Source organism: Rhodovulum bhavnagarense (assembly GCF_004343505.1).
GTDB classification, from domain to species: domain Bacteria; phylum Pseudomonadota; class Alphaproteobacteria; order Rhodobacterales; family Rhodobacteraceae; genus Rhodovulum; species Rhodovulum bhavnagarense.
The window spans coordinates 167,928-191,147 of sequence record NZ_SLXU01000004.1 but is presented as its reverse complement, the minus strand read 5'-3'; the positions used below and the strand labels follow the sequence as shown (position 1 = coordinate 191,147).

General features: G+C 65.6%; 23 protein-coding genes and 1 pseudogene. 18 read left to right on the top strand and 6 right to left on the bottom strand.

Going from position 1 to position 23,220, the window contains the following annotated elements; genetic code table 11:
• Positions 1–41 precede the first annotated feature (41 nt).
• The 6 genes and pseudogenes from EV663_RS06955 to EV663_RS15820 form a co-directional block, all read right to left on the bottom strand.
• Positions 42–281, bottom strand: a pseudogene (locus tag EV663_RS06955) (transposase); the annotation flags it as partial.
• A 124-nt stretch (positions 282–405) separates the two neighbouring features.
• Complete coding sequence (locus EV663_RS06945) at positions 406–1,776, bottom strand: SLC13 family permease (protein ID WP_132951065.1); 1,371 nt, start codon at positions 1,774–1,776, stop codon at positions 406–408.
• A 344-nt stretch (positions 1,777–2,120) separates the two neighbouring features.
• Positions 2,121–3,245, bottom strand: a complete 1,125-nt coding sequence (locus EV663_RS06940) for an FAD:protein FMN transferase (protein ID WP_165910147.1) — start codon at positions 3,243–3,245, stop codon at positions 2,121–2,123.
• The gene (locus tag EV663_RS06935; RefSeq protein ID WP_243697895.1) at positions 3,242–3,784 is read right to left on the bottom strand and encodes a SoxR reducing system RseC family protein; all 543 of its coding nucleotides are present in this window, start codon (positions 3,782–3,784) and stop codon (positions 3,242–3,244) included. Before EV663_RS06935 ends, EV663_RS06940 begins: the two co-directional genes overlap by 4 nt.
• Positions 3,736–3,960 carry a 4Fe-4S binding protein gene (locus EV663_RS06930; RefSeq protein WP_341799033.1) on the bottom strand — a complete coding sequence of 75 codons (225 nt, stop codon included), beginning with the start codon at positions 3,958–3,960 and terminating at the stop codon, positions 3,736–3,738. Before EV663_RS06930 ends, EV663_RS06935 begins: the two co-directional genes overlap by 49 nt.
• Positions 3,961–3,999: 39 nt before the next feature.
• On the bottom strand, positions 4,000–4,314 hold the full coding sequence (locus EV663_RS15820; RefSeq protein WP_425057129.1) for a 2Fe-2S iron-sulfur cluster-binding protein: 315 nt from the start codon (positions 4,312–4,314) through the stop codon (positions 4,000–4,002).
• Between the two features lie 439 nt (positions 4,315–4,753).
• On the opposite strand from EV663_RS15820, the gene rsxA reads away from it, so the two are divergent.
• The 18 genes from rsxA to nifE all read left to right on the top strand — a co-directional run bounded on the left by rsxA (position 4,754) and on the right by nifE (position 23,220).
• Complete coding sequence (gene rsxA / locus EV663_RS06920; RefSeq protein WP_132951061.1) at positions 4,754–5,335, top strand: electron transport complex subunit RsxA; 582 nt, start codon at positions 4,754–4,756, stop codon at positions 5,333–5,335.
• A gap of 19 nt (positions 5,336–5,354) precedes the next feature.
• On the top strand, positions 5,355–5,927 hold the full coding sequence (locus tag EV663_RS06915; protein WP_132951060.1) for an RnfABCDGE type electron transport complex subunit B: 573 nt from the start codon (positions 5,355–5,357) through the stop codon (positions 5,925–5,927).
• Positions 5,924–7,477 carry an electron transport complex subunit RsxC gene (rsxC, locus tag EV663_RS06910; RefSeq protein ID WP_132951059.1) on the top strand — a complete coding sequence of 518 codons (1,554 nt, stop codon included), beginning with the start codon at positions 5,924–5,926 and terminating at the stop codon, positions 7,475–7,477. Before EV663_RS06915 ends, rsxC begins: the two co-directional genes overlap by 4 nt.
• Positions 7,474–8,547 (top strand): RnfABCDGE type electron transport complex subunit D, encoded by a 1,074-nt coding sequence (locus EV663_RS06905; RefSeq protein ID WP_132951058.1) that lies wholly within the window; start codon positions 7,474–7,476, stop codon positions 8,545–8,547. The genes rsxC and EV663_RS06905 overlap by 4 nt, the downstream gene beginning before the upstream one ends.
• The gene (gene rsxG / locus EV663_RS06900) at positions 8,544–9,185 is read left to right on the top strand and encodes an electron transport complex subunit RsxG (protein ID WP_132951057.1); all 642 of its coding nucleotides are present in this window, start codon (positions 8,544–8,546) and stop codon (positions 9,183–9,185) included. Before EV663_RS06905 ends, rsxG begins: the two co-directional genes overlap by 4 nt.
• Positions 9,185–9,916: an electron transport complex subunit E gene (locus tag EV663_RS06895; protein ID WP_132951056.1), complete on the top strand. Its 732-nt coding sequence runs from the start codon at positions 9,185–9,187 to the stop codon at positions 9,914–9,916. The genes rsxG and EV663_RS06895 overlap by 1 nt, the downstream gene beginning before the upstream one ends.
• The gene (locus EV663_RS06890; RefSeq protein ID WP_132951055.1) at positions 9,913–10,167 is read left to right on the top strand and encodes an RnfH family protein; all 255 of its coding nucleotides are present in this window, start codon (positions 9,913–9,915) and stop codon (positions 10,165–10,167) included. Before EV663_RS06895 ends, EV663_RS06890 begins: the two co-directional genes overlap by 4 nt.
• Before the next feature lie 43 nt (positions 10,168–10,210).
• Positions 10,211–11,224, top strand: a complete 1,014-nt coding sequence (locus EV663_RS06885; protein WP_132951054.1) for an FAD-dependent oxidoreductase — start codon at positions 10,211–10,213, stop codon at positions 11,222–11,224.
• A gap of 232 nt (positions 11,225–11,456) precedes the next feature.
• Positions 11,457–13,211: a nif-specific transcriptional activator NifA gene (gene nifA, locus EV663_RS06880; RefSeq protein ID WP_132951053.1), complete on the top strand. Its 1,755-nt coding sequence runs from the start codon at positions 11,457–11,459 to the stop codon at positions 13,209–13,211.
• Positions 13,212–13,451: 240 nt separating this feature from the next.
• Complete coding sequence (gene nifB / locus EV663_RS06875) at positions 13,452–14,927, top strand: nitrogenase cofactor biosynthesis protein NifB (RefSeq protein ID WP_132951052.1); 1,476 nt, start codon at positions 13,452–13,454, stop codon at positions 14,925–14,927.
• A 7-nt stretch (positions 14,928–14,934) separates the two neighbouring features.
• Entirely contained in the window at positions 14,935–15,705 is a 771-nt protein-coding gene (locus EV663_RS06870; protein ID WP_132951051.1) for a 4Fe4S-binding leucine-rich repeat protein, read from the top strand.
• Positions 15,695–15,973 carry a nitrogen fixation protein NifZ gene (locus EV663_RS06865; RefSeq protein WP_132951050.1) on the top strand — a complete coding sequence of 93 codons (279 nt, stop codon included), beginning with the start codon at positions 15,695–15,697 and terminating at the stop codon, positions 15,971–15,973. Before EV663_RS06870 ends, EV663_RS06865 begins: the two co-directional genes overlap by 11 nt.
• The gene (nifT, locus tag EV663_RS06860; protein ID WP_132951049.1) at positions 15,970–16,179 is read left to right on the top strand and encodes a putative nitrogen fixation protein NifT; all 210 of its coding nucleotides are present in this window, start codon (positions 15,970–15,972) and stop codon (positions 16,177–16,179) included. Before EV663_RS06865 ends, nifT begins: the two co-directional genes overlap by 4 nt.
• 5 nt (positions 16,180–16,184) lie before the next feature.
• On the top strand, positions 16,185–17,018 hold the full coding sequence (locus EV663_RS06855) for an SIR2 family NAD-dependent protein deacylase (protein WP_132951048.1): 834 nt from the start codon (positions 16,185–16,187) through the stop codon (positions 17,016–17,018).
• Positions 17,019–17,362: 344 nt separating this feature from the next.
• A complete protein-coding gene (gene nifH, locus EV663_RS06850; RefSeq protein WP_132951047.1) occupies positions 17,363–18,238 on the top strand; it encodes a nitrogenase iron protein in 876 nt (291 codons plus the stop codon).
• A 58-nt stretch (positions 18,239–18,296) separates the two neighbouring features.
• Complete coding sequence (nifD, locus tag EV663_RS06845) at positions 18,297–19,766, top strand: nitrogenase molybdenum-iron protein alpha chain (RefSeq protein WP_132951046.1); 1,470 nt, start codon at positions 18,297–18,299, stop codon at positions 19,764–19,766.
• Positions 19,767–19,859: 93 nt separating this feature from the next.
• Complete coding sequence (nifK, locus tag EV663_RS06840; RefSeq protein ID WP_132951045.1) at positions 19,860–21,398, top strand: nitrogenase molybdenum-iron protein subunit beta; 1,539 nt, start codon at positions 19,860–19,862, stop codon at positions 21,396–21,398.
• Between the two features lie 346 nt (positions 21,399–21,744).
• Positions 21,745–23,220 carry a nitrogenase iron-molybdenum cofactor biosynthesis protein NifE gene (nifE, locus tag EV663_RS06835; RefSeq protein WP_132951044.1) on the top strand — a complete coding sequence of 492 codons (1,476 nt, stop codon included), beginning with the start codon at positions 21,745–21,747 and terminating at the stop codon, positions 23,218–23,220.

The following is a 23,220-nucleotide window of genomic DNA, read 5'->3' as shown; positions in this document are numbered from 1 at the left end:
TGTTACTACCGCGCACAGGCGGGCTGCGGCCCGGAACGGTTTTTTAGCACCTCCCTCTCCTCCCGGAGAATGCGGTTCTCACGTCGAAGCCGTTCATTTTCGCGGGCAAGGTCCAGCTCCTTGTCCGACACCACATCAGTGTCCCGATGTGCCGTCACCCATTTGTTCAGCGTCGACAGGCCAACACCCAAATCTGAAGCAACCTGCCTGCGTGTCAGCCCGCTCGTCAGCGCGATCCGCACCGCATCAGCGCGGAATTCATCCGTTCTTCCGGTGCCCATGGTTCGTCTCCTTTGTTGCAGTAAATGCTATCAAAGGAGCGGTATCAAACCGCGACAGGTCCAGACCATATCTGAACCAAACCTGGGTCAGCGCCCTTATTGCGCGCTGATCAACATTTCCGTTTCAGATCCAGCCCAACAGTTTCCACCACAAGAAATCGAGCGGCAGCAGAATGAAGACGGTTAACAGCGCCAGCGCCAACGTGGTCCGCACCAGTGTGCTGACCGGCTCTTTGGCGAGCCCCATCGCCACGATCAACGGCGCGGCCTGATAGGGAAAAACTACCGTCGAAAAGCCGACGACCTGGGTCATGATCACCGCGTCGATCGAAAACCCGGTCGCGGTGGCCAGGTCCTGCGCCAGCGGCGTCATCACGGCGGGAACCCCGGGTTGGGTCGTGACCAGCGCGGTCGCGCCGCTCAGCCCCGACAGGGCGACGAAACTCAGGAAATCCCGCCCCGGTTCCAGCGGCAGCGCCTGCAACAGCACCTGCGCCAGCGCAGCGCCCAGCCCCGACGTGCCGACCACGGATCCCAGTGCCAGCGCCCCCGCCACGAACAGCAGCGTGCCGAAATCCACCGCCTCGCGAAAGCCGGGGCCGGAAACATAGCCGACACGCGGCGAAAGCAGGACAATGGCCAGGACCAGCCCCACCCAGGCGGGGTTCACCCCGTGCAGCTTGTCGGTGGACCACAGCACCAGCGTGACCAGCAAGAGGCCCATCAGCACGGCTTGGCGCCGGGTGCCGGCAACGGCCTCGCCATGATCCGGCGCGCCCGTGACCTGTGCCGGGAACAGCCGCAGGATCAGCCACACCGCGAGGCCCGCCTTGACCAGCCCCAGCACGGGGAAGTGTAGCAGCAGGTAATCGGCGTAGCTGAGTTCGAGGTCCAGGATACGCTCTGCCGACCCCGCGAGGACCATGTTGGGAATGTTGGCGGGCAGCACGGCAAACCCAGGCAGATTCGAGGCCAGCGCGATGGCCAGCGCCACGCCGATCCGTCCGTTCGAGCCACGCGCAAACCCCAACGCCTCGGCCAGCGCCATTCCGACCGGGACCATCACCATCGCTCGGCCCATCGACGAAGGCATGATAAAGCTCAAAGCCACGCCCAACCCCATCAACCCCGCAATCAGACCCCCATAGCTGCGCGACAGGTGGGGCGCGACCGCCGCGCCCAGCCGCGCGCCCAAGCCTGACCCGGTGATCGCCGCCCCGATCACGAAACCCGCCATCACCAGCCACATCGCCGCCGAGGAAAAACCGGAAAACACCGTCTCGGGCGTTGCCAGCCCGCCCACCAGGAGGGCGGCGAAAAACATCAATGTGGCAAGGTAGGGCGGCACCAGCCCCGATCCCCATAGCCCCAGCGTGACCAGAACCACGGACAGTGTCAGCGCCTGGTCCGTCGTCAGACCAGCCGGTGCGGTGACCGCGATCCCCGCCGACAGCAGCAAGATCAGTCCAAAGAGGATCTGGTTGGCGTGGCGCATAAGCTGTCCTTTCAGATGACTGGCGCTACCGGGATAGCCTGGCCCGAGGGCGCGTGGAACGATGACATCATGTCAAATCATGTCGAGATCCCGCCAACCGTCCCTGACATGCCAGGCCATCTCGACGACCCGCTTCGGCGGTTGTCGGTCCGGATCGGGGATATTCCCTCAGGTTTACCGGGCGCCGCATATATGCCCTGTCGACTCGAATCCATCGATATCTCAGGGCGGGCCATGTCGATCGACGCGACCCGGGCGCCGATGCACTCGGCCACGCCGCCCGATGCGGATACCGTCAGAACCAGGCGTCTTGTTCTGGTTTTGACGATCAACAAGCCTGGGGCCTAATATCGCGGAGGATTATCCCGACCATTCCCGCAAGACAGGGCAGTCCCCCTTGCGGGCAGCTTGATCAGTTCGACCGGACCGGGCAGGCTATCGCCTGCGGGTTCCAACCGCGCCAACATCGCGGGCGTTGCCATCAGCCTGCCGGTATCTGTAATCATCAGCACGGCCGTGATCCCCATCGAGGCCGCGACATCGGGCCAGCCCGTGCGTCCAGCCACGCTCAACGCGGTGGCGGCGGCGTCGGCGCGGATGCCGCTGCTATCCAGCACCGAGACGGATACGATCTCGCGTACCGGATAGCCCGTGCGCGGGTCGATGATATGGGCAAAGCGTTCGCTATCATGGTCAAGGTAACGCTCGTAGTTGCCCGAGGTATACAGCACCTCGCCCGGGCGGAGCGCGATTGCACCGACCACCCCCCAGGCAAAGGGATCTCGGATCGCCACGCGCCAGGGCCGCTGCGAATGGGTGCCCAGCACGTTCACGTCGCCCCCTGCGTTCAATACCGCGTCGGCGATGCCATGCGCGCGCAGTTCGGCCGCCGCAAGGTCCAGTGCCGCACCCTTGGCATAGCCCCCGAGGTCGAGCCGCACCGCCGGGTTGACCGATCCGATCCGGTGCCCCTCAAGCCGCAGGTCGGTCATGCGCGGATCGGCAGCGACCAGTGCCGCGATCGCGTCGGGGCCGGGGGGCGCGCCCTGCGGGGGCGTATCGGCGTGAAACCCCCACAGCCCGACCAGCCCGCCAATGGCGGGATTGAAATGTCCGCCGCTGGCACAGGACAGCCGCCGCCCCTCTTGCAATAGCTCGGCCAGCCTTTCGTCGACCTGCACTGTCCGGCCTTGTGCGATGGCGGTGTTCACGGCGTGTAACGCCCCGCCCGGCCGCCAGGCGTGCCAGTCGCTATGCAACTCTTGCAGCAGTCGGCCTACCGCGGCCGATGCGGTGCGCGCGGTGTCGCGATCCTCGCCCCGGATCTCGATTTCGACCAGCGTGCCAAAGACATATAGCGTTTCGCGGTAAGCTGGCGGGCCCTCGACCTGGTGTGCGGCAATGAGGACCAGCGCGCCGCACAGCGCCGCCAGCCCGAACCCGGCCCAAAGGCGCCGCATCCCGTTCATGCCTGCCCCCGTGCGATCACGTCCTCGATTCGCAAGGCATGGGCCAGGCGGTCCCGCCGGCCGGCCAGCCAGGCGGGCAGCAGGGACAGCGCGAGTACCGGCAGGCAGGATAGCGCAACCCAGATGTCCGATAGCCCAAGCGCGCTCAGGATCGCCGCGGCCGAGACCAGCGTCGCAGGCGGCAGCAGGTAGGCCAGCCCGGCCGCGCCCAGAAACGCACCGCCGGACATCGCGACCACGACCTCGTCACCGGGGGCGATACCCCCGGTATGGCGCAGCCGGATATCAAGCGGATGGCTACCCAGCATCTGTGCCAGCGCACCGGTGCCGCACCCGGCCCGCACGGCGCATCGCGTGCAGCCCGACAGGCGATCGACCTCCAGCCGGGCGATCCCGCCATCCACCCCCGCCACCCTGAGCCTGCGGCGCAGGACACGCGGATCGGCACCGTCTCCTGGTTGGGGGGCGTGCCCTGGCGGTGCCGCTTGCATCATTCCGCCGGGGTTATGCACCCGTCCTCCATGCAGGCGTTCAGGCATTGCGGCATGTCGTGATCGGGTTCGCATTCGGTGCATTTGTCGGCCTGGATCATGTAGACGCCCTTGTGAGGCATGATCGCGCCGGTGGGACAGACGGCTTCGCAGTCGCCGCAAGCGGTGCATAGTAAGCTGTCGATTTTCATGGCCATGGGGTGTGTCCTTTCCTTGGGGGATATGAAGTGTCTGTAATGCGACCGGCGCGGTCTTTCGCTGTCTCAGCCCGGCCTGACCCGGACCGAGCCGCCCAGAACGCGGGTCTGGCAGGCCAGCCTGTCATTGCGCCCGGCCAGGTTGTCCTTGAGCACCCTGATCTCAAGCGCCGAAGGCTCTGACAGGTTCTCAGCCCCTTCGAGGATGCGGGTGATGCAGGTACCGCATTCGCCCTCGCGGCAGCCATAGGTGATGCCAGAGCCGATCTTTTCGGACATATCAATGATCTTGGTGCCCACCGGCACGTTCACCGTCAGCGCGACATCCGCAAAGGTCAGTCTGGCCGTGGTCGCGCTGTGTTGCTTGCCGTCAGCTTGCACGCCTGAGACTCCTGTTTTTTGCCTGTGCCAAGGGGGGGCGGGAGGCTGATTTTCCGTGGGCGTGCGCTTGCGACAAGGTGCAGGGCGCACACCCGGAAAAGAAGAAGCATTCAACATGCCAAGCTTGCCGTGCCCGTCTTGTGGCCCATGCGGTGCGGGGCGGCAGGGGCGCACGGTGCCGGGGGCGTGACGGCGTATGTCGCGGACGCCCCGGCACAGCGACGTGGCTTTCCTACAAAGTGTCGGCTTTGCAACATCGCGAGAGGGGGTGCAGATAGGCGCCCGGGCGGCAGGCAGGGCCCTGCGCCTGCGCGCGCCCTGTGCCGGGGAATGCGCAGGCGGGGATGGCACGCTGTGTGCTTCGTCAATTGGCAGGCGGCCGCATCGCGTTGCGGTCGTCAGTCGGCGCCGCGTCGCCGCCTAGCCAAGGAGTCCGGATATGCCAGAGTTTTTGATGATCCTGCTTGGCACGGCGCTGGTGAACAACGTGGTGCTGGTCAAGTTCCTGGGCCTTTGCCCGTTCATGGGGGTGTCGCGCAAGATCGACGCGGCGATTGGCATGGGGTTGGCGACGACTTTCGTGCTGACACTTGCCGCGGCGGCAAGCTGGGTGATTGAGACTCTGGTCCTGGTGCCGTTGGGCCTGGAATTCCTGCGTATCCTGTCGTTCATCCTTGTGATCGCGGCCATCGTGCAATTCACCGAAACCGTGCTGCGCAAGGTCTCGCCGGGGCTTTACCGGGCGCTGGGGATCTACCTGCCGCTGATCACGACCAATTGCGCCGTGCTGGGTGTGGCCCTTCTGAACATCCAGGAACAGCACGATTTCGCGCAAAGCCTGCTCTACGGCTTTGGCTCGGCGCTGGGCTTCACCGGTGTTCTCGCGATTTTTGCGGGGATGCGGGAGAAACTGGCGCAGCTTTCGGTGCCCGGCCCATTTGCCGGGCCGCCCATCGCCTTCATCTCTGCCGGTCTGCTGTCCATGGCTTTCATGGGTTTTTCCGGGCTGGTCCCGAACTGAGGAAAGGAAGGCCGCTGTCATGCTGTCCGCAATTGCCTCGATGACTACGCTGGGGGTGGGGCTGGGTCTGTTGCTGGGCCTTGCCGCGCGCAGGTTCCACGTCGAAACGCCCCCCATCGTGGACGAGATCGAGGCTCTTTTGCCTGGCACCAACTGCGGCCAGTGCGGCTATCCCGGCTGCCGCGCAGGGGCCGAGGCATTGGCCGAAGGCAGCGCGCCACTGAACCTGTGCCCGCCAGGCGGTCGCGACCTGGCGCTGGGCCTTGCCGATATCCTGGGCCCGCAGGCGGGGGGAGGGGCCTGCCTTGAGGGGATGGAAGAGACCGCGCAGATGGTTGCCTTCATCTTCGAGGACCATTGCACCGGCTGTACCAAGTGTTTCAAGCGTTGCCCGACCGATGCGATCATCGGCGCGAACCGGCAGGTTCATACCGTCATCACCGATGCCTGTATCGGCTGCGATGCCTGCATCGAGGTCTGCCCGACCGAGGCGATCATCCACCGCCCGAAACCCCGCACATTGCGCAACTGGTACTGGGACAAGCCCCTCGCGGGCGACGAGACCGGCGGCGACACGAGGCTATCCGCATGAGCATCTTTCCCTTTGCCGGGCGGTTCGATCCGGCGCGTCTGTTTTCGTTCAAGGGCGGGGTTCATCCCGAGACGCGCAAGTTCCTGACCTCGGATTGTGCGATAGAGGACATGCCCTTGCCCTCGCTGATCCGGGTGCCGTTGCAACAACATATCGGGCTGGAGGCCGCCCCGCTTGTCGAACGTGGTGATGCCGTGCTCAAGGGCCAGTTGATCGGCAAGGCCTGTGGGCCGGTTTCGGCCAATATCCATGCGCCGACCTCTGGCCGGGTGATCGCGGTGGGCCATTTCACCGCGCCGCACCCCTCGGGCTTGCCGGTGCTCACGATCACCATCCGCCCCGATGGGCGCGATGAATGGGGCCCGCGTCTGCCCCGCCTGCGCCCCGAGGACGCCAGCCCCGAAGAGATCGCCGCCCATATCGCCGAGGCCGGGATCGTCGGCATGGGCGGGGCGACCTTTCCCGCCGCGGTCAAGCTGAACCTGCGGGCGAAATACGACCTCGACACGTTGGTGATCAACGCCGCCGAATGCGAACCCTACCTGACCTGCGATGACCGACTGATGCGTGAACGGGCCGAGGAAATCGCCGATGGCGCGGGGATCATGGCCAAGGCCCTGGGCGTCAGGGACATCATCGTCGCCATAGAGGCGAACAAGCCCGAGGCCCTCGCCGCGCTCGAACGCCACAAGCGCGCGCTTGGTCATGCGCTGAAAATAAGGGTGGTGCCGACCCAGTATCCGATGGGGTCCGAACGGCACCTGGTCAAGACGCTGACCGGACGGGAAACACCGGCGCGTGCGCTGACCGCCGAACTGGGCGTTGTTGTCCATAACGCCGCCACCGCCCATGCGGTGCACTTGGCCTGCCGCTATGGCGAACCTTCGATTTCCCGCGTGCTCACCGTATCCGGGCGGGGCGTTGCGCGGCCCGCGAACCTCAGGGTGCTGATCGGCACCCCGGTGGCAGAGATCCTGGCCCATTGCGGCGGGCTCGTGGAAGAACCCGAGCGCCTGTTGATGGGCGGGCCGATGATGGGCCAACCGATCCAGAGCCCGCGCGTGCCCATCGTGAAGGGGACCAATGGCGTGCTGGCGCTGAGCGCTGCTGAAACCCGCGAAAAGGACGTCATGCCCTGTATCCGTTGCGGGCTGTGCGTGCAGGTCTGCCCGATGGGCCTGACCCCTTTCGAGTTGAACACGCGGGTCGAGGCGGGCGACCTCGATGGCGCGGCCAGGGTGGGCCTCTTGGATTGTATCAATTGCGGGTGCTGTTCCTTTACCTGCCCGTCGAACCGGCCGCTGGTCCAGACCATCCAACATGCCAAGGGCAGGCTTGCCGAACGCGACAGCCGCAAGCACCAGCAGGACCAGGCCAGGCGCCTGGCCGAGGCCCGGACCGCCCGGCTTGAGGCCATCGCCGAGGCCAAGCGCGCGGCCATGGCGAAACGCAAGGCCGAAATGGCCGCGAAAAAGCAACGCGAGGCCGAGGCCGAGGCGCTGGTTGCCGAGGCGGTCGAGGCGACATCGCGCAAGGAGGCCACGAAATGACCGCATCCACGCTTGTCAGCGGGCCGCATATCCATTCGCGCTTCAATGTCTCGCGCACGATGATGGCGGTGATGATGTGCCTGTCGCCCGCCACCGCCTTCGGCCTTCTGCATTTCGGTTGGCCCGCGGTGTTCCTGTTCCTCGTGACCATCGCCGCCGCCCTTGTGTTCGAGGTGCTGTGCCTCGCGCTGGCCGGCAAGCCGATCCTGCGCTTTGTCACCGACGGCTCGGCGGTGCTGACCGGCTGGATCGTGGCGCTGACCCTGCCGCCCTGGGCGCCCTGGTGGGTGGGCGTCACCGGGGCGGGCATCGCTATCGTCCTGGCCAAGCATGTCTTTGGCGGGCTGGGCCAGAACCTGTTCAACCCCGCCATGGTGGCCCGCGCCATGCTGTTGGTGGCGCTGCCCGTCCAGATGACCACCTGGGTCACGCCCATCATCGGCGGCCCCGTCGGCACCGATTTCCGCCAGGCGCTGGCCATCACCTTCGGCGGCGAAACCGGCATCGACGCGGTCAGCAGCGCCTCCACCCTCAGCCATGTCAAAAGCCAGCTGGACGCCGGCCAGCCGATGCAGGCGATCCTTGCCGACATGGGCAGCCTGCATGACCAGTTTTTCGGCTTCGTCCCCGGCAGCCTGGGCGAGATCAGCGCGTTCCTGTTGCTGCTCGGCGGCATCGGGCTGATCCTTCTGCGGGTCATCACCGTGGTCATCCCGCTCAGCGTGCTGGGCTCGGTCGCGGTGCTGTCGGGGGCCGCGTGGCTGATCGCCCCCGACCAGTTCCCGCCGCCGCAATTCCACCTGGTGTCGGGCTCGCTGATGTTCTGCGCCTTCTTCATCGCCACCGATTACGTCACCTCGCCGGTCACGGGGCTGGGCAAGATGATCTACGGCATCGGCATCGGGGCGCTGATCTTCGTCATCCGCAGCTGGGGCGCCTTCCCCGAGGGCGTGGCCTTCGCGGTGCTGCTGATGAACGCCTGCACGCCGCTGATCGACGACTACGTGCGCCCGCGCATCTTCGGCCGCACCCGCGCCGGCAAGCCGATCGAGTTGAGGGACATGCCATGACCGACACCCCCGCCCCCCGCGCCGCCGGTCTGCGCAACTCGCCGCTCTGGCAGGGGCTTCTCCTGGGCCTGTTCGCGCTGGTCACCGCGCTGATCCTGTCCGCGTCGAACGACCTGACGCGCGGCCCCATCGCCGACCGCGCGGCCGAGGACCTCTTGGCCTCGCTCGCCCAGGTGATCCCCGCCGACCTGCATGACAACGACCTTGTCGCCGGCATGCGCACCGTGACCGACACCGAAGAGGGCACCGTGCCGGTCTATGTCGCCACCGAAAACGGCGCGGTGACGGGCGTGGCCTTCGTGCTGACGGGATACGGCTATTCCGGCGCGATCCGCGTGCTGATGGGCATCGCCCCCGATGGCCGGCTGTTGGGCGTGCGGGTGCTGTCGCACACCGAAACCCCCGGCCTCGGCGACAAGATCGAGATCGCCAAGAACGACTGGGTGACCGATTTCACCGGTCGTTCGCTGACCGACCCCACCCCCGACGGCTGGAAGGTGAAAAAGGACGGCGGCGTGTTCGACCAGTTTTCTGGCGCCACGATCACGCCCCGTGCGGTGGTCGGCACCGTGCATCGCGGCCTGTCGCTGTTCGGCCGCCACCGCGCAACCCTGATCCCCCCGACGGAGGCCCAGTGATGTCCACCAACTACGCCACGATCGCCCGCAACGGCATCTGGGACAACAACGTGGTCTTCGGCCAGTTGCTGGCGCTGTGCCCGCTATTGGCCGTCACCGGCACCGCGACCAATGGGCTGGGCATGGGGCTGGCCTCCACCGCCGTCATGGTGGGGTCCGGCCTTGCCGTGTCCGTGCTGCGCAAGGTCATCACGCCCGAAATCCGCATTCCCGCCTTCGTCCTGCTGATCGCGACGCTGGTGACGGTGGTCGACCTGGCGATGAACGCCTGGCTGCACGACTTGCACAAGATGCTGGGCCTGTTCATCCCACTGATCGTCACCAACTGCGCCATCCTCGGCCGGGCCGAGGCCTTCGCCTCGCGCCAGACCCCGCTGGCCTCTGCCTTTGACGGGCTGATGATGGGGCTGGGTTTCACGATTGCGCTGGTTGTCTTGGGTGCGGTGCGCGAAATCCTTGGCTCGGGCACGCTTTTTGCGAATGCTTCCCTCTTGCTGGGGCCGCGCTTCGGGGGGCTCGAAGTCACGGTGATCCCTGATTACCAGGGCTTTCTGCTGATGATTCTGCCGCCGGGCGGATTCATCGTTCTGGGTGCGCTTTTGGCTCTTAAGGCGGTGATCGACCGCCGCGCGCATGGCGGACCGAACCGGACCGAGCGCCCGCAGGCCAACAGGGTCTTTACCGCCGCTGGCGCGCTGTCGCGTGATGCTGCCGCCGGGGAACGGCCATGATCGTCAGCATCGCCTATGCCAAGCCAAACATGCAGGTCTGGAAGAATATCGACATCGCCGAAGGATCGTGCGTGCGCGACGTGATCCTTGCCTCGGGCCTTCTGGAGCAGTTTCCCGAAATCGACCTCGATGAGAACAAGGTCGGAATTTTCGGCGCGCTCGCGAAACTCGACAAGCCGGTGAAAGAGGGCGACCGGGTCGAGATCTATCGCCCCATCCACCCCGATGCCGAACGTCTCGACCAGAAATGAGCCTCGCCCGATGCCCCAGGTCCAACGCCAAGGAGACAGAACAATGACCAGTCTGACCCGCCGCCGTTTCGTCAATACCTGCCTTGCCGGGGCCGTCGTGACCGGCGCCTGTGGCTGGGCAGTCGCGCGGTTCGGCGCGCGCGACCGGATCGTGGTTGTCGGCGGCGGGCCCGCGGGTGCCACCGCGGCGCTGGCGCTGAGGCAGGCCAACCCCGAGGCTGGCCTCTTGCTGATCGAGCGCGACCCGCGCCGGTTGCGTCCGTCCGAGGTTGCCGCCTTTGACCGGCCCTTGGCCGGGCCCGGTCTGGACGCGTTGCGCGCCGCCGGTATCGAGGTGGTGCTGGATGATGTGGCGGGACTTGACTGGGGCGCCGCGCGGTTGGATCTGTTCAGCGGTCGTCGTCTTGAGTTCGACCGGGCGGTACTTGCCCCCGGAACGGCGGCGATCCAGGAACCGGTGGCCGGCTTCGACGCCGTCGCCCGCCACCGCTGGCCCGCCGCCTGGGGCAGCGCGCGAGAGGCGCGCCGTTTACGGGCGCAACTGGCCGCGCTGCCCCAGGCCGGCCATGTCGTGCTACGCCTGCCTGCCACGCTCAGCCATCCCGAAGCAGCACTGGAACGGGCCGTGCGGCTGGCCGCGTTTCTGCATCGTTCGCGGCCGGGGGGCCGGCTGACCATCCTGGATGGCAGCAACGATGCCGATCTGGCGACCCGGTTCGGGACCCGGCTGGCGATGCAGGGGATGCGCACGGATGCCGATTGGCGTGGGGGGGGGACGGTCCTGCGCGTCGATGCCCGGCAGGGCCTGCTGGAAACGAACGAGGGTCTTCTGCGCGCCGACGTGGTGAATTTCGTCACCCGGCAGGGGGCAGGCCGCATCGCGCATGACGCGGGGCTGGTCGACGCAAGCGGCTGGTGTCCGACCGATGCGCGGGGGCGGTCATGCCTGCGCCCTGGCGTCACTGTGGTCGGGGATGCGCGCAAAACGGCGCAACGAACCGTTGCCGGGGCTTTCCTGTCGGCCCGCTCTGCGGCGGCCGGGCTGGCGCCCGCCTGAAGCACGCGCCTTCGGCCGTGATCGGCCCGCCTCGAATCAAAGCCGGTGAAACAGCCGCCCCCGGACACGTATTGCGCGTTTTTTCCGCAGTGCGGCATAGGGTGGCGCGCAAAGCGGCAAAACAGGTGTGCCTTTTCGCGTCTCGTTGATGCCATCCCGGTCTTTCAGCGAATGACGCTGGACAGGCTGGGGCGCGATGACAAACGCTTGGATCGAAGCGCGAGAACCAGACATGATCCAGACCCCCGCAAATCCGGCTCATCGTAGCCAGGCCAGGACGACGACCGAGCGTTTCCCGCTGGATACCGTCTGCGAGGCGGCCAAGATCCTGACCGGCGCGAGCGATCCGATTGCCGCTATGCCCTCTGTCCTGAACATGCTGTCCTCGTTCATGGGGATGCAGATGGGGGCGCTTGCGCTGCTCAATGACAAGGGGGGCACGCAGGCCCCCGGCCGATCGGTGAATCCGTTCGTGATCGCGGCAACGACGCGTGGCACGGCCTGTCAGCCGGCAAGCTCTGGCGCCTTGCCGGTCCCGGTCACGCGCACGGTTTTCCGGACCGGCGTGGCGATGGTGTCTCGAGACGTGGTCGCCGAGCTGGGCGCGGACGCGCTGCCGCCCTGCGCCCCGCATAACCGGTATGCCTTTATCGCCGTCCCGATCCGCGAGCAGGTGCATTCGCCCTATGTCATCGGCGTGCTGGGGGCCTGGCGCGACCTGGCCGAAAGCGGCTGGCAGACGCTGGACGAGGATCAGCGCGTGATGACCATGATCGCCGCGATCCTGGAACAATCGGTCAAGTTCCGCCGTCTTGTCGCCCGCGATCGCGAACGGCTCATGGAAGAGGCGCGCCTGGCGCTTCGCAAGGCGAACGACAAGGCAACCGCAGAGCCATCCCCCCCCGCACACCCCATAGAGGGGATCATCGGGGACAGCCCTGCGATCAAGACGGTGATCGCCCAGATCCGCAAGGTCGCGCCCACCAACACCCCTGTTCTCTTGCGCGGCGAAAGCGGCACCGGCAAGGAGTTGTTCGCACGTGCCGTGCATTCCCTGTCGGACCGGCAAGACAAACCTTTTGTCAAGGTCAACTGCGCCGCCCTCAGCCCGTCCTTGCTGGAATCGGAACTTTTCGGGCATGAAAAGGGGTCGTTCACCGGCGCCATCGCGCAAAAGAAGGGCCGGTTCGAACTGGCCGACAAGGGCACGCTGTTCCTGGACGAAATCGGCGAGATCAGTCCAGAATTCCAGGCCAAGCTTCTGCGCATCCTGCAAGAGGGCGAGTATGAACGCGTCGGGGGCGCGCGCACTCTCAAGGTCGATGTGCGCCTGGTGACCGCCACCAACAGGGATCTTGAGGCCGCTGTCGCCCGCGGCGATTTCCGCGCCGATCTCTATTTCCGTATCTGCGTCGTGCCCATCGTGTTGCCGCCGCTGCGCGAACGGTTGCAGGATGTGCCGAAACTGGCGCAGGCCTTTCTTGACCGGTTCAACGCCGAAAACGGCATGGACAAGAGCCTGACCCGCGGTGCGATGGCGATGCTGTCGCGCTGTCAGTTTCCGGGCAATGTGCGCGAGTTGGAAAACTGCATCAGCCGGGTGGCGGCCTTGTCCTCGGGCGCCGAGATCGACGCGCGGGAACTGTCTTGTAGCCAGGGCACATGCCTGTCGGCAGAATTGTGGCGGATGCAGACCGACGAACGCTCGCCTATCGGCGGACTTGCCGCCGTGCGGACGCCGCTGCCCATGATCGATAGCGGGCGCGATCAGCGCCCCGCCCCCGCGCCTTGTCCGCTCAGCCCCGCCGACCCGCTGAGCGTTGCGCCTGATCCGGCCATGCCCCCGCAGGATGATCGCGCCCGGCTGGTCGATGCGATGGAACGCTCGGGCTGGGTGCAGGCAAAGGCCGCCCGCCTGCTTGGCCTGACCCCGCGCCAGATCGGCTATGCGCTGAAAAAGCACGGCATCGAGGTGCGCAAGTTCTGACCCCCCCCGTTCGCGATGGTTCCAGGCCCCGTGATGACGCCTGGCCTTTTGCTTTTCAGGGGTGGTCATGGCGGTGTGTTGCCCGCGCTCGGTGTCGTGTTTGTAGGCTTTGTCATGCCCCCGACAGCCGATCGTCCCGAACGTGTCTCCACAAGCCGTTGCGGCGTTGGAAAAGGTGCTGACCGGTCTTGGCACAGTTGCTGCTTATCCAGTGTCGAGCCGAACCGAAGGAGACCGCCCATGTCCGCCCCCATGATCCCGATTGCCGGCCTGTCGCTGTCCAGCCGCGAAAAGATGGGCCAAACGCTGGCAAAGGGGGGCTGTTCTGCCGGTTCCTGCGGCTCGTCCGCGGGCCCCGATGACATGGACCCGGCGACCTGGGCCAAGGTCAAGGACCACCCCTGCTATTCCGAAGAGGCACATCACTATTTCGCCCGGATGCATGTCGCCGTTTCGCCGGCTTGCAACATCCAGTGCAACTACTGCAACCGCAAATATGACTGCGCCAACGAAAGCCGACCCGGCGTGGTGTCTGAACGGCTGACGCCCGAACAGGCCGCGCGAAAGGTTCTGGCCGTGGCCGCCGAGCTGCCGCAACTGTCGGTGCTGGGCATCGCAGGGCCGGGGGATGCCGCCTATGACTGGCGAAAGACCAGGGCGACCTTTGCGTTGGTGGCAGAGCGATTGCCGGATATCAGGCTGTGCCTTTCCTCCAACGGTCTGGCGCTGCCTGACCACGTCGAAGAAATCGTGGCGATGAACATTGATCATGTCACGATCACGATCAACGCCATCGACCCAGCGATCGGGCAACAGATCGTCCCGTGGATCTTTCATGAACGAAAGCGGTATACCGGGATCGAGGCCGCCACGATTCTGCGCGACCGCCAGTTGCAGGCGCTGGAAATGCTGACCGCGCGCGGGGTGCTGGTCAAGGTCAACTCGGTCCTGATCCCGGGGATCAACGACGATCACCTTGTCGAGGTGAACAAGGCCGTCAAGGCGCGCGGCGCCTTCCTGCACAACATCATGCCGCTGATCTCCGATCCCGCGCATGGCACCCATTTCGGCCTGACCGGCCAGCGCGGCCCCACCGCGGCCGAGCTGAAAAAGGTCCAGGACGCCTGCGCGGGCGGCGCCAACCTGATGCGCCATTGCCGCCAGTGCCGCGCCGATGCGGTGGGCCTGCTGGGCGAGGATCGCGGGCAGGACTTCACCCTCGACAAGCTGCCCGAGGTGATCGAAGACGCCCCCGAGGCGCGCGATGCCTACCGCGCCTGGGTGGCCGAGGAACGCAAGGACCGCGCCGCCGCGGCCCAACATGCCGATGCGGCTGCTGCCGCAACCGAGGCGCCTACGCTCTTTGCCGTCTGCACCCGTGGGTCTGGCCGGATCAACCTGCATTTCGGCAAGGCGACAGAGTTCCAGATCTACGAGGCCGACAGTGACGGTATCCGCTTTGTCGGGCATCGCCGGGCGGACAATTACTGCCTGGGCGGCCATGGCGACAGCGGACGGATGGCCGAGATCATCCGGGTGCTCGACGACGTGCCATACGTGCTTTGCCAGATGATCGGCGAAGGCCCGCGCAAACGGCTGGCCGCAGCCGGGATCGAGGCGATCGACAGCCTGGGCGAGGAATACATCGAAACCGCCATCGCCGCAGTCCTGCAATCCCGCGCCGCCCGACTGCCCCGCGCCGCCCAAGGCGCCTGAGCCGGCCATGCTGAAGGGCCCCGATCCGGTTGACTGGCAGGGCCGCGCGCTGGACTGCGCCAGTTGCCGCTTCGCGTCGCTCTTGGCGCAGCGGCAATGCGGGCCGGGATGGGCCTGCGCCTTTGATCGCTACGCGCCCCGGATCGCCCGGTTTTTCATGATGAACCCGGACACCGCCGACCAGTGCCTGGACGCCCCCTATCGGGAAACCCGCGCCCAGGCCGCACGGGTGGCCAGCGTGTTTCGCCTGCGCCCGTTGCTGGATGACCCCGACCCGGCGGTGCGCGCGATCGCCGCGATCCGCCTGCCCGCGGCCCAGGCCCGCGCGGCCCTGGGCGATCCCGACCGCGAGGTGCGGCTGGCGCTGGCCTGGCGGATGCCGCTGACCGACCTGATGCCGCTGCTGCACGACGAGGACGCCTTCGTGCGCCAGATCGCGGCCCGCCGCGTCGATCCCGGCGTGCTGCCGATCCTGATCCACGATCCGGACCCCGAAATCCGCGAAATCGTCGCCACGCGGATCGCCCCGCGCTGGCTGGACCACCTGCGCCACGACCGCGAACCGCAGGTGCGCCGCGCGGCGGCCGAACGGATCGACCCCGCCGCCCTGCCCGCACTGGCCGAAGACCCGGATCTGCGCGTCCGCCATGCCGTGGCCGAGCGCGCCGATGCCGCCCTGGCCCGCCGCCTGATCAATGACCCCGAGCTTCCGGTCCGCGAAGCCGCCGCCGAGCGGCTGGCCCGGCTCACCACCGAAGGAGCCGCCGATGTCCACTGACGACCGCGAAATCGAGATTTACAGCCCCCCCGCCTTCGAACCCGGCGAAAAGGTCCGCGCGCGCAAGCATATCCGCAACGACGGCACCGTGCCCGGCCGCGAGATCGGCGAACGCGTCGTGAACAAGGGCGAGGTCGGCTATGTGCGCGACATCGGCACCTTCCTGCAGCAATTCTACATCTACGCGGTCGAGTTCGTGGACAGCCGGTCCATCGTCGGCATGCGCAAGAACGAACTCGACAGCCTCGACAAGGAGATACACCAATGAAGATTATGGTCCGTGAAACGCCCAAGGGCATGGAAGTCTACGTGCCCAAGAAGGATCTTGAGGAAATGATCGTTGAATCCGAAAAACCGGACATCTGGGGCGGCTGGGCGAAACTCTCGAACGGCTGGACCTTCGAAATGCCCGCCTTCGACGAGGCCCCGAAACTGCCGATCACGGTGGATGCCCGCCGCCTGTCGGTGGAGTAGGGCCGATGGCGGCCGAAGAACGCCTGTCCCGATGCCTCGCCGAGGTGGCCGCGGGCGATCGCGTGCCCTATCTCGGCGCCGGTGTCGCCGCGCTTTGCTCCGATGCGCCGCCAGCCTCGCCCCAGGCCCTTTGCGCCGCGATCGAAGCCAGGGTGCGCGCCCCCAGGCGCGCCCGGGGCAACCTGTGGTCGGTGGCCCAATTCGTCGAGAGCCGCCGTTTTCGCGCCACGCTCGACACCATCGTCCAGGAGGCTTTTTCCGGTGAATGCGTGCCGGGGCCGTTGCACCGCTGGCTTGCCCGGGTGCGTCCGCCGCTCGTGGTGGATGCCTGGTATGACAGCGCGATCCTCGCGGCCATGCAGGCCGAAGGCAAACCCGGTTGGGGCCTCGTGCAAGGCGTCAGCCGCAACGGCGAATGGCAAGAGATCTGGACCCGCGCCTACGATGCCGAGCTCGGGCTTGTCGGCGAACACCCCGCCCCGGATTGGGAGGTGCTGATCTACAAACCCCATGGCGTCATCCGGCCCGGCCACTCCTGCCTGGTGTCCGACAGCGACTATGTCGAGGTCCTGACAGAAATCGACATCCAGTCGCCGATCCCCGAGGAGGTCCAGACCCGCCGCAGCGGCCGCCCCTTCTTGTTCCTGGGCTGCCGGTTCGACGACCAGATGCTGCGCGGTTTCGCCCGGCAGATCGCGAAGCGCTCGGCTCCGGGGCATGTGGCCGTGATCGAGGGCGATCTGACCCGGATGGAAGCGCGTTTCCTCGACGAGTTGGAGATCGAGCGGCTGGACCTGCCGCTTTGCGCCGTCACAGAGGCGCTATCGGATTTCGTCTGAATCGTGCGCGCTGGCGCACGCATTCCCTTACATTGCGGCCCCCATCCGGGGGCCGCTTGTTTTTCGGGTATTTTCACCAAGAAGAACCCCCTGTCCTTCTTCTTGGCAAAAATACCCATGATCCGACGCCGCGACCGGGACGCGTTCGGGCAGTGGCGCCCTTGTCGTGGTTTTGTCGTGTTCGACACATCGGATCCGAGACGGGTATGGAAATTCAAGCCACTGAAAAAAAAAGATAAATGAAGTTTTTTGCCCTTGGCATGTTCGCTGCTTCTGAAGGGGTGAGAGGGGCCGCGATGCCTTCTCGCGACACCGGATTACACAAGCTGCAAAGGACCAACCCCATGAGCGCGCTGAGACAGATCGCTTTTTACGGCAAAGGTGGTATCGGCAAGTCCACCACCTCGCAGAACACGCTGGCCGCCCTGGTCGAGCTCGACCAGAAAATCCTGATCGTCGGCTGCGATCCCAAGGCCGACTCGACCCGCCTTATCCTGAACACCAAGTTGCAGGACACGGTGCTGCACCTGGCCGCCGAGGCGGGGTCGGTCGAGGATCTCGAACTCGAAGACGTGATGAAGGTCGGCTACAAGGGCATCAAGTGCACCGAGGCCGGCGGCCCCGAGCCGGGGGTGGGCTGCGCCGGCCGCGGCGTGATCACCGCGATCAACTTCCTGGAAGAGAACGGCGCCTATGACGACGTGGACTATGTGTCCTACGACGTGCTGGGCGACGTGGTCTGCGGCGGCTTTGCCATGCCCATCCGCGAGAACAAGGCGCAGGAGATCTACATCGTGATGTCGGGCGAGATGATGGCGCTTTATGCTGCCAACAACATCGCCAAGGGCATCCTGAAATACGCCAATTCGGGCGGCGTGCGCTTGGGCGGGCTGATCTGCAACGAGCGCAAGACCGACCGCGAACTGGAACTGGCCGAGGCACTGTCCGAGCGGCTGGGCTGCAAGATGATCCACTTCGTTCCGCGCGACAACATCGTGCAGCATGCCGAACTGCGCCGCGAGACGGTGATCCAGTATGCGCCCGACTGCAAACAGGCGAACGAGTATCGCGAACTGGCCCGGAAAATCCATGACAACTCTGGCAAGGGCGTGGTGCCCACCCCGATCACCATGGAGGAGCTGGAAGAGATGCTGATGGATTTCGGCATCATGCAGTCCGAGGAAGACCGGCTGGCGCAGATCGCCGCGTCCGAGGCCTGAGACATGCGGGCCGGCCTCTGCGCCGGCCCCTCCCATTCCACCCCAAGGAGTCAGCCAGATGGCCAAAGACATTCCCGATCCGATCGCGCCCGAGAAGCTGATCGAAGAGGTCCTCTCCGCCTATCCCGCCAAAGCGGCCAAGAAACGCGCCAAGCATCTTGGCGTGGCCGAACCGGTGCCCGAAGGAGAAACCGAAATCGTGTCGAAATGCGACACGGTGAAATCCAACGTCAAGTCGGTCCCCGGCGTGATGACGATCCGCGGCTGCGCCTATGCGGGGTCCAAGGGCGTGGTCTGGGGCCCGGTCAAGGACATGGTCCATATCAGCCACGGCCCCGTCGGCTGCGGCCATTATTCCTGGTCCCAGCGGCGCAACTACTACACTGGCACCACCGGCGTCGACAGCTTCGTCACCTTCCAGTTCACGACCGATTTCCAGGAAAAGGACATCGTCTTTGGCGGCGACAAGAAGCTGGAAAAGACGATCGACGAGATCAACACGCTGTTCCCGCTGGCCAAGGGCATCTCGGTGCAGTCGGAATGCCCGATCGGCCTGATCGGCGATGACATCGAGGCGGTCGCCCGCAAGAAGAAGAAGGACATCGGCAAGACCATCGTGCCGGTCCGCTGCGAGGGTTTCCGCGGCGTGTCGCAATCGCTGGGCCACCACATCGCCAATGACTGTATCCGTGACTGGGTGCTGGACGGCGAAGGGTCCGAGTACGAGGCCACCCCCTATGACGTCAACATCATCGGCGACTACAACATCGGCGGCGACGCCTGGTCCTCGCGCATCCTGCTGGAAGAGATCGGCCTGAACGTCGTCGGTTCCTGGTCGGGCGACGCGACCTTGGCCGAGATGGAGAACGCCCCCAAGGCCAAGCTGAACCTCATCCACTGCTATCGGTCGATGAACTACATCTGCCGCCACATGGAGGAAAAGCACGGCGTGCCGTGGATGGAATACAACTTCTTCGGGCCCAGCCAGATCGCCGCATCCCTGCGCGCCATCGCGGCCAAGTTCGACAAGACCATCCAGGACAAGGCCGAGGCGGTGATCGCCAAGTACCAGCCGCTGGTCGACGAGATCCTGGCCAAGTACAAGCCGCGCCTCGAAGGCAAGAAGGTGATGCTCTATGTGGGCGGCCTGCGCCCGCGCCACGTCGTGACCGCCTATGACGACCTGGGCATGGAAATCGCGGGTACCGGCTACGAGTTCGCCCATGGCGACGATTACAAGCGCACCGGCGAGCACATCAAGGAAGGCACGCTGATCTACGATGACGTGACCGGCTATGAGCTGGAGAAGTTCATCGAGACGATCCGCCCCGACCTGGTCGGTTCCGGCATCAAGGAAAAATACCCCACCCAGAAGATGGGTATCCCGTTCCGCCAGATGCACAGCTGGGACTACTCGGGCCCCTATCACGGCTATGACGGCTTCGCCATCTTCGCCCGCGACATGGACCTGGCGATCAACAACCCGATCTGGGGCATGTTCGACGCCCCGTGGAAGAAATCGGCCTGACCGGCCCGCGGCGGGGGTGTGATGCCTCCGCTTCCCCTCAACCCTTTCGGCCGCGTCTCGGAATGCGGACGGGCCTGAAGAAGGAAGCGACAGATGCCTCAATCGGCAGACAAGGTGCTGGACCACAACAAGCTGTTCCACGAGCCCGAATACCAGGACATGCTCAAGGCCAAGCGGGCGAAGTATGAAAACGCGCCGACCGCGCCGCAGGTGACGGAAATCCTCGACTGGACCAAGTCCTGGGACTACCGCGAAAAGAACCTCGCCCGCGAGGCGTTGGTGATCAACCCCGCCAAGGCCTGCCAGCCTCTGGGCGCCGTCTTTGCCGCCGCCGGGTTCGAGGGCACGATGAGCTTCGTGCACGGCTCACAGGGCTGCGTGGCCTACTACCGCTCGCACCTTTCCCGCCACTTCAAGGAACCGTCCTCGGCGGTGTCCTCCTCGATGACCGAGGATGCGGCGGTATTCGGCGGGTTGGTGAACATGGTGGATGGCCTGGCCAATACCTACGCGCTCTATTCCCCCAAGATGATCGCGGTCTCGACCACCTGCATGGCCGAGGTCATCGGCGACGATCTCAACTCCTTCATCATCCAGGCCAAGGAAAAGGGCTCTGTCCCCGAGGATTACGACGTGCCCTTCGCCCACACCCCCGCCTTCGTCGGCAGCCACGTCGATGGCTACGACAACATGATCAAGGGCATCCTGGGTCACTTCTGGAAGGATGCCACGCGTAAGGAAACCGACAGCATCAACATCATCCCCGGCTTTGACGGCTACGCGGTGGGCAACATCCGCGAACTGAACCGGATGCTGCGCGAGATGGGCGTGACCTACACGCTGCTGTCGGACGTGTCGGATGTCTATGACACCCCCTCGGACGGCACGTTCCGCATGTATGACGGTGGCACCAAGCTGGAGGATGCCAAGGCCGCGGTGAACGCCAAGGCCACCCTGTCCATGCAGGAATACAACACCAAGCGAACGCTGGAACTGTGCGAAAAGGCGGGCCAGGAAACGGCGGCCTTCCACTACCCGATGGGCGTGCAGGGCACCGACGAATTCCTGATGAAGGTCAGTGACCTCTCTGGCAAGGCGATCCCCGACAGCCTGACGCTGGAGCGTGGCCGCCTGGTCGACGCGATGGCCGACAGCCAGGCCTACCTGCACGGCAAGACCTACGCGATCTACGGCGATCCAGACTTCGTCTATGCGATGGCCCGCTTCGTCATGGAAACCGGCGGCGAGCCGACCCACTGCCTGGCCACCAACGGCAGCAAGGAATGGAAGGCCCAGATGGAAGAGCTTCTGGCCTCCTCGCCCTTCGGCGCGAACGCGCAGGTCTGGGCCGGCAAGGACCTCTGGCACCTGCGCTCGATCCTCGCGACCGAACCCACGGACCTGCTGATCGGCAACAGCTACGGCAAGTACCTGGAACGCGACCTGGGTATCCCGCTGATCCGCCTGACCTTCCCGATCTTCGACCGTCACCACCACCACCGCTTCCCGACCTGGGGCTACCAGGGTGGCCTGAACGTGCTGGTCAAGCTGCTGGATACGGTCTTCGACAAGCTGGATACCGACACCGGCAAGCTGGGCGAGACGGATATCTCCTTCGACCTCACCCGCTAAGGGTTCGGCAGTTCCGCTTCTCCTGTCCTCTTCCATTGCCGGGACTGCCAATCCCCGGAACGGCCGGTGCACAAGCGCCGGCCGTTTTAATGCACAGGGCGGTCCGCCGACGATACCTGGGCTGCGCAACCGCCCGCGCTCGGCCGTTTCGTCCTCTTCTTCTTGGTGAAAATACCCCCGCCGGAGGCCAGCGCCCGCCAGGGCGCTTTCTGTCGCAAACCTGCCACTCCCGCGCCCGACAATTGCGACAACACGCTGTCGCTGCCCCTCAATCCTCTGGAAAACAACGCAGGACCGCCTTGGCACGCTCCGTGCTTTGACTTTGACAGCAACCCGGAGTGCCCTGATGTCCGACGCCCTTAAGCAAACCGTGCAAGAGGCTTTCGTTGAGCCCGCCTGCGCCACCAACCGCGCAAAATCCGCCGCGGATCGGAAAAAGGGCTGCGCGAAACCTCTGACGCCCGGCGCGGCCGCGGGCGGCTGCGCCTTCGACGGGGCGATGATCACCCTGCAACCGATCGTGGACGTGGCGCATCTGGTGCATGCGCCGCTGGCCTGCGGCGGCAATTCCTGGGACAACCGGGGCTCGGCCTCGTCGGGGTCGATGCTGTACAAGACCGGCTTCACCACGGACCTGACCGAACTCGACATCGTCATGGGCCATGGCGAGAAGAAGCTCTACCGCGCGATCCGTGAGATCGTGGAGAAACACGATCCCCCCGCCGTCTTCGTCTATTCCACCTGCGTCACCTCTATGGTCGGCGACGATATCGGCGCCGTCTGCAAGGCCGCGACCGAGGCTTTCGGCACCCCGGCCATCCCGGTCGACGTGCCCGGTTTCGTCGGCTCCAAGAACCTCGGCTGCAAGCTGGGCGGCGAGATGATGTTCCGCCATGTCATCGGCACGCAGGAACCCGAACGGACCACCGCCTATGACATCAACATCATGGGCGATTACAACCTGTCGGGCGAGTTGTGGCAGGTAAAGCCGCTGCTCGACCGCCTCGGCATCCGCATCCTCGGCTCGCTGTCGGCGGACGCCCGTTACCGCCAGGTCGCGCAGATGCACCGCGCGCGCGTGACCATGCTGGTCTGTTCCCACGCGCTGCAGGGCCTGGCCCGGAAGATGGAGGAGAAATACGGCATCCCCTATTTCGAGGGCTCCTTCTACGGCATTTCCGACACGTCCGAGGCGCTGCGCACCATGTGCCGCATGCTGGTCGACCGCGGCGCCGATGCGGACCTGATCGACCGCTGCGAGGCCCTGATCGAAGAGGAAGAGGCCAAGGTCCGCGCAGAACTGGCCGCCTACCGCCCCCGGGTCGAGGGCAAGCGCGTGCTGCTCTACACCGGCGGACACAAAAGCTGGTCGGTCGTCTCGGCCCTGCAGGAACTGGGGGTCGAGGTCGTCGGCACCTCCGTCCGCAAGGCAACGGACAACGACAAGGCCCGCGTGATCGAGGTCATGGGCACCGAGGCGCATATGTACGAGAACATGGCGCCCAAGGACATGTACGCCACGCTGAAAGCCTCGGGCGCCGACATCCTGATGTCGGGCGCGCGCAGCCAGTTCGTGGGCCTCAAGGCGCGGGTGCCCTGGATCGACGTGAACCAGGAAAAACACGAACCCTATGCCGGCTACATGGGCATGGTGGATCTGGTCCGCGCCATCGACCGTTCCGCGAACAACCCCGTCTGGGACGACGTCCGCCGCCCCGCCCCCTGGGACGAGGATCGCCCCTTTGCCGGCCACCGCCCCCGGATCAAGGACCGCTGCCCGGTCACCGGGCTTGCCAACGACCCCACCGATTTCGAGGACTGA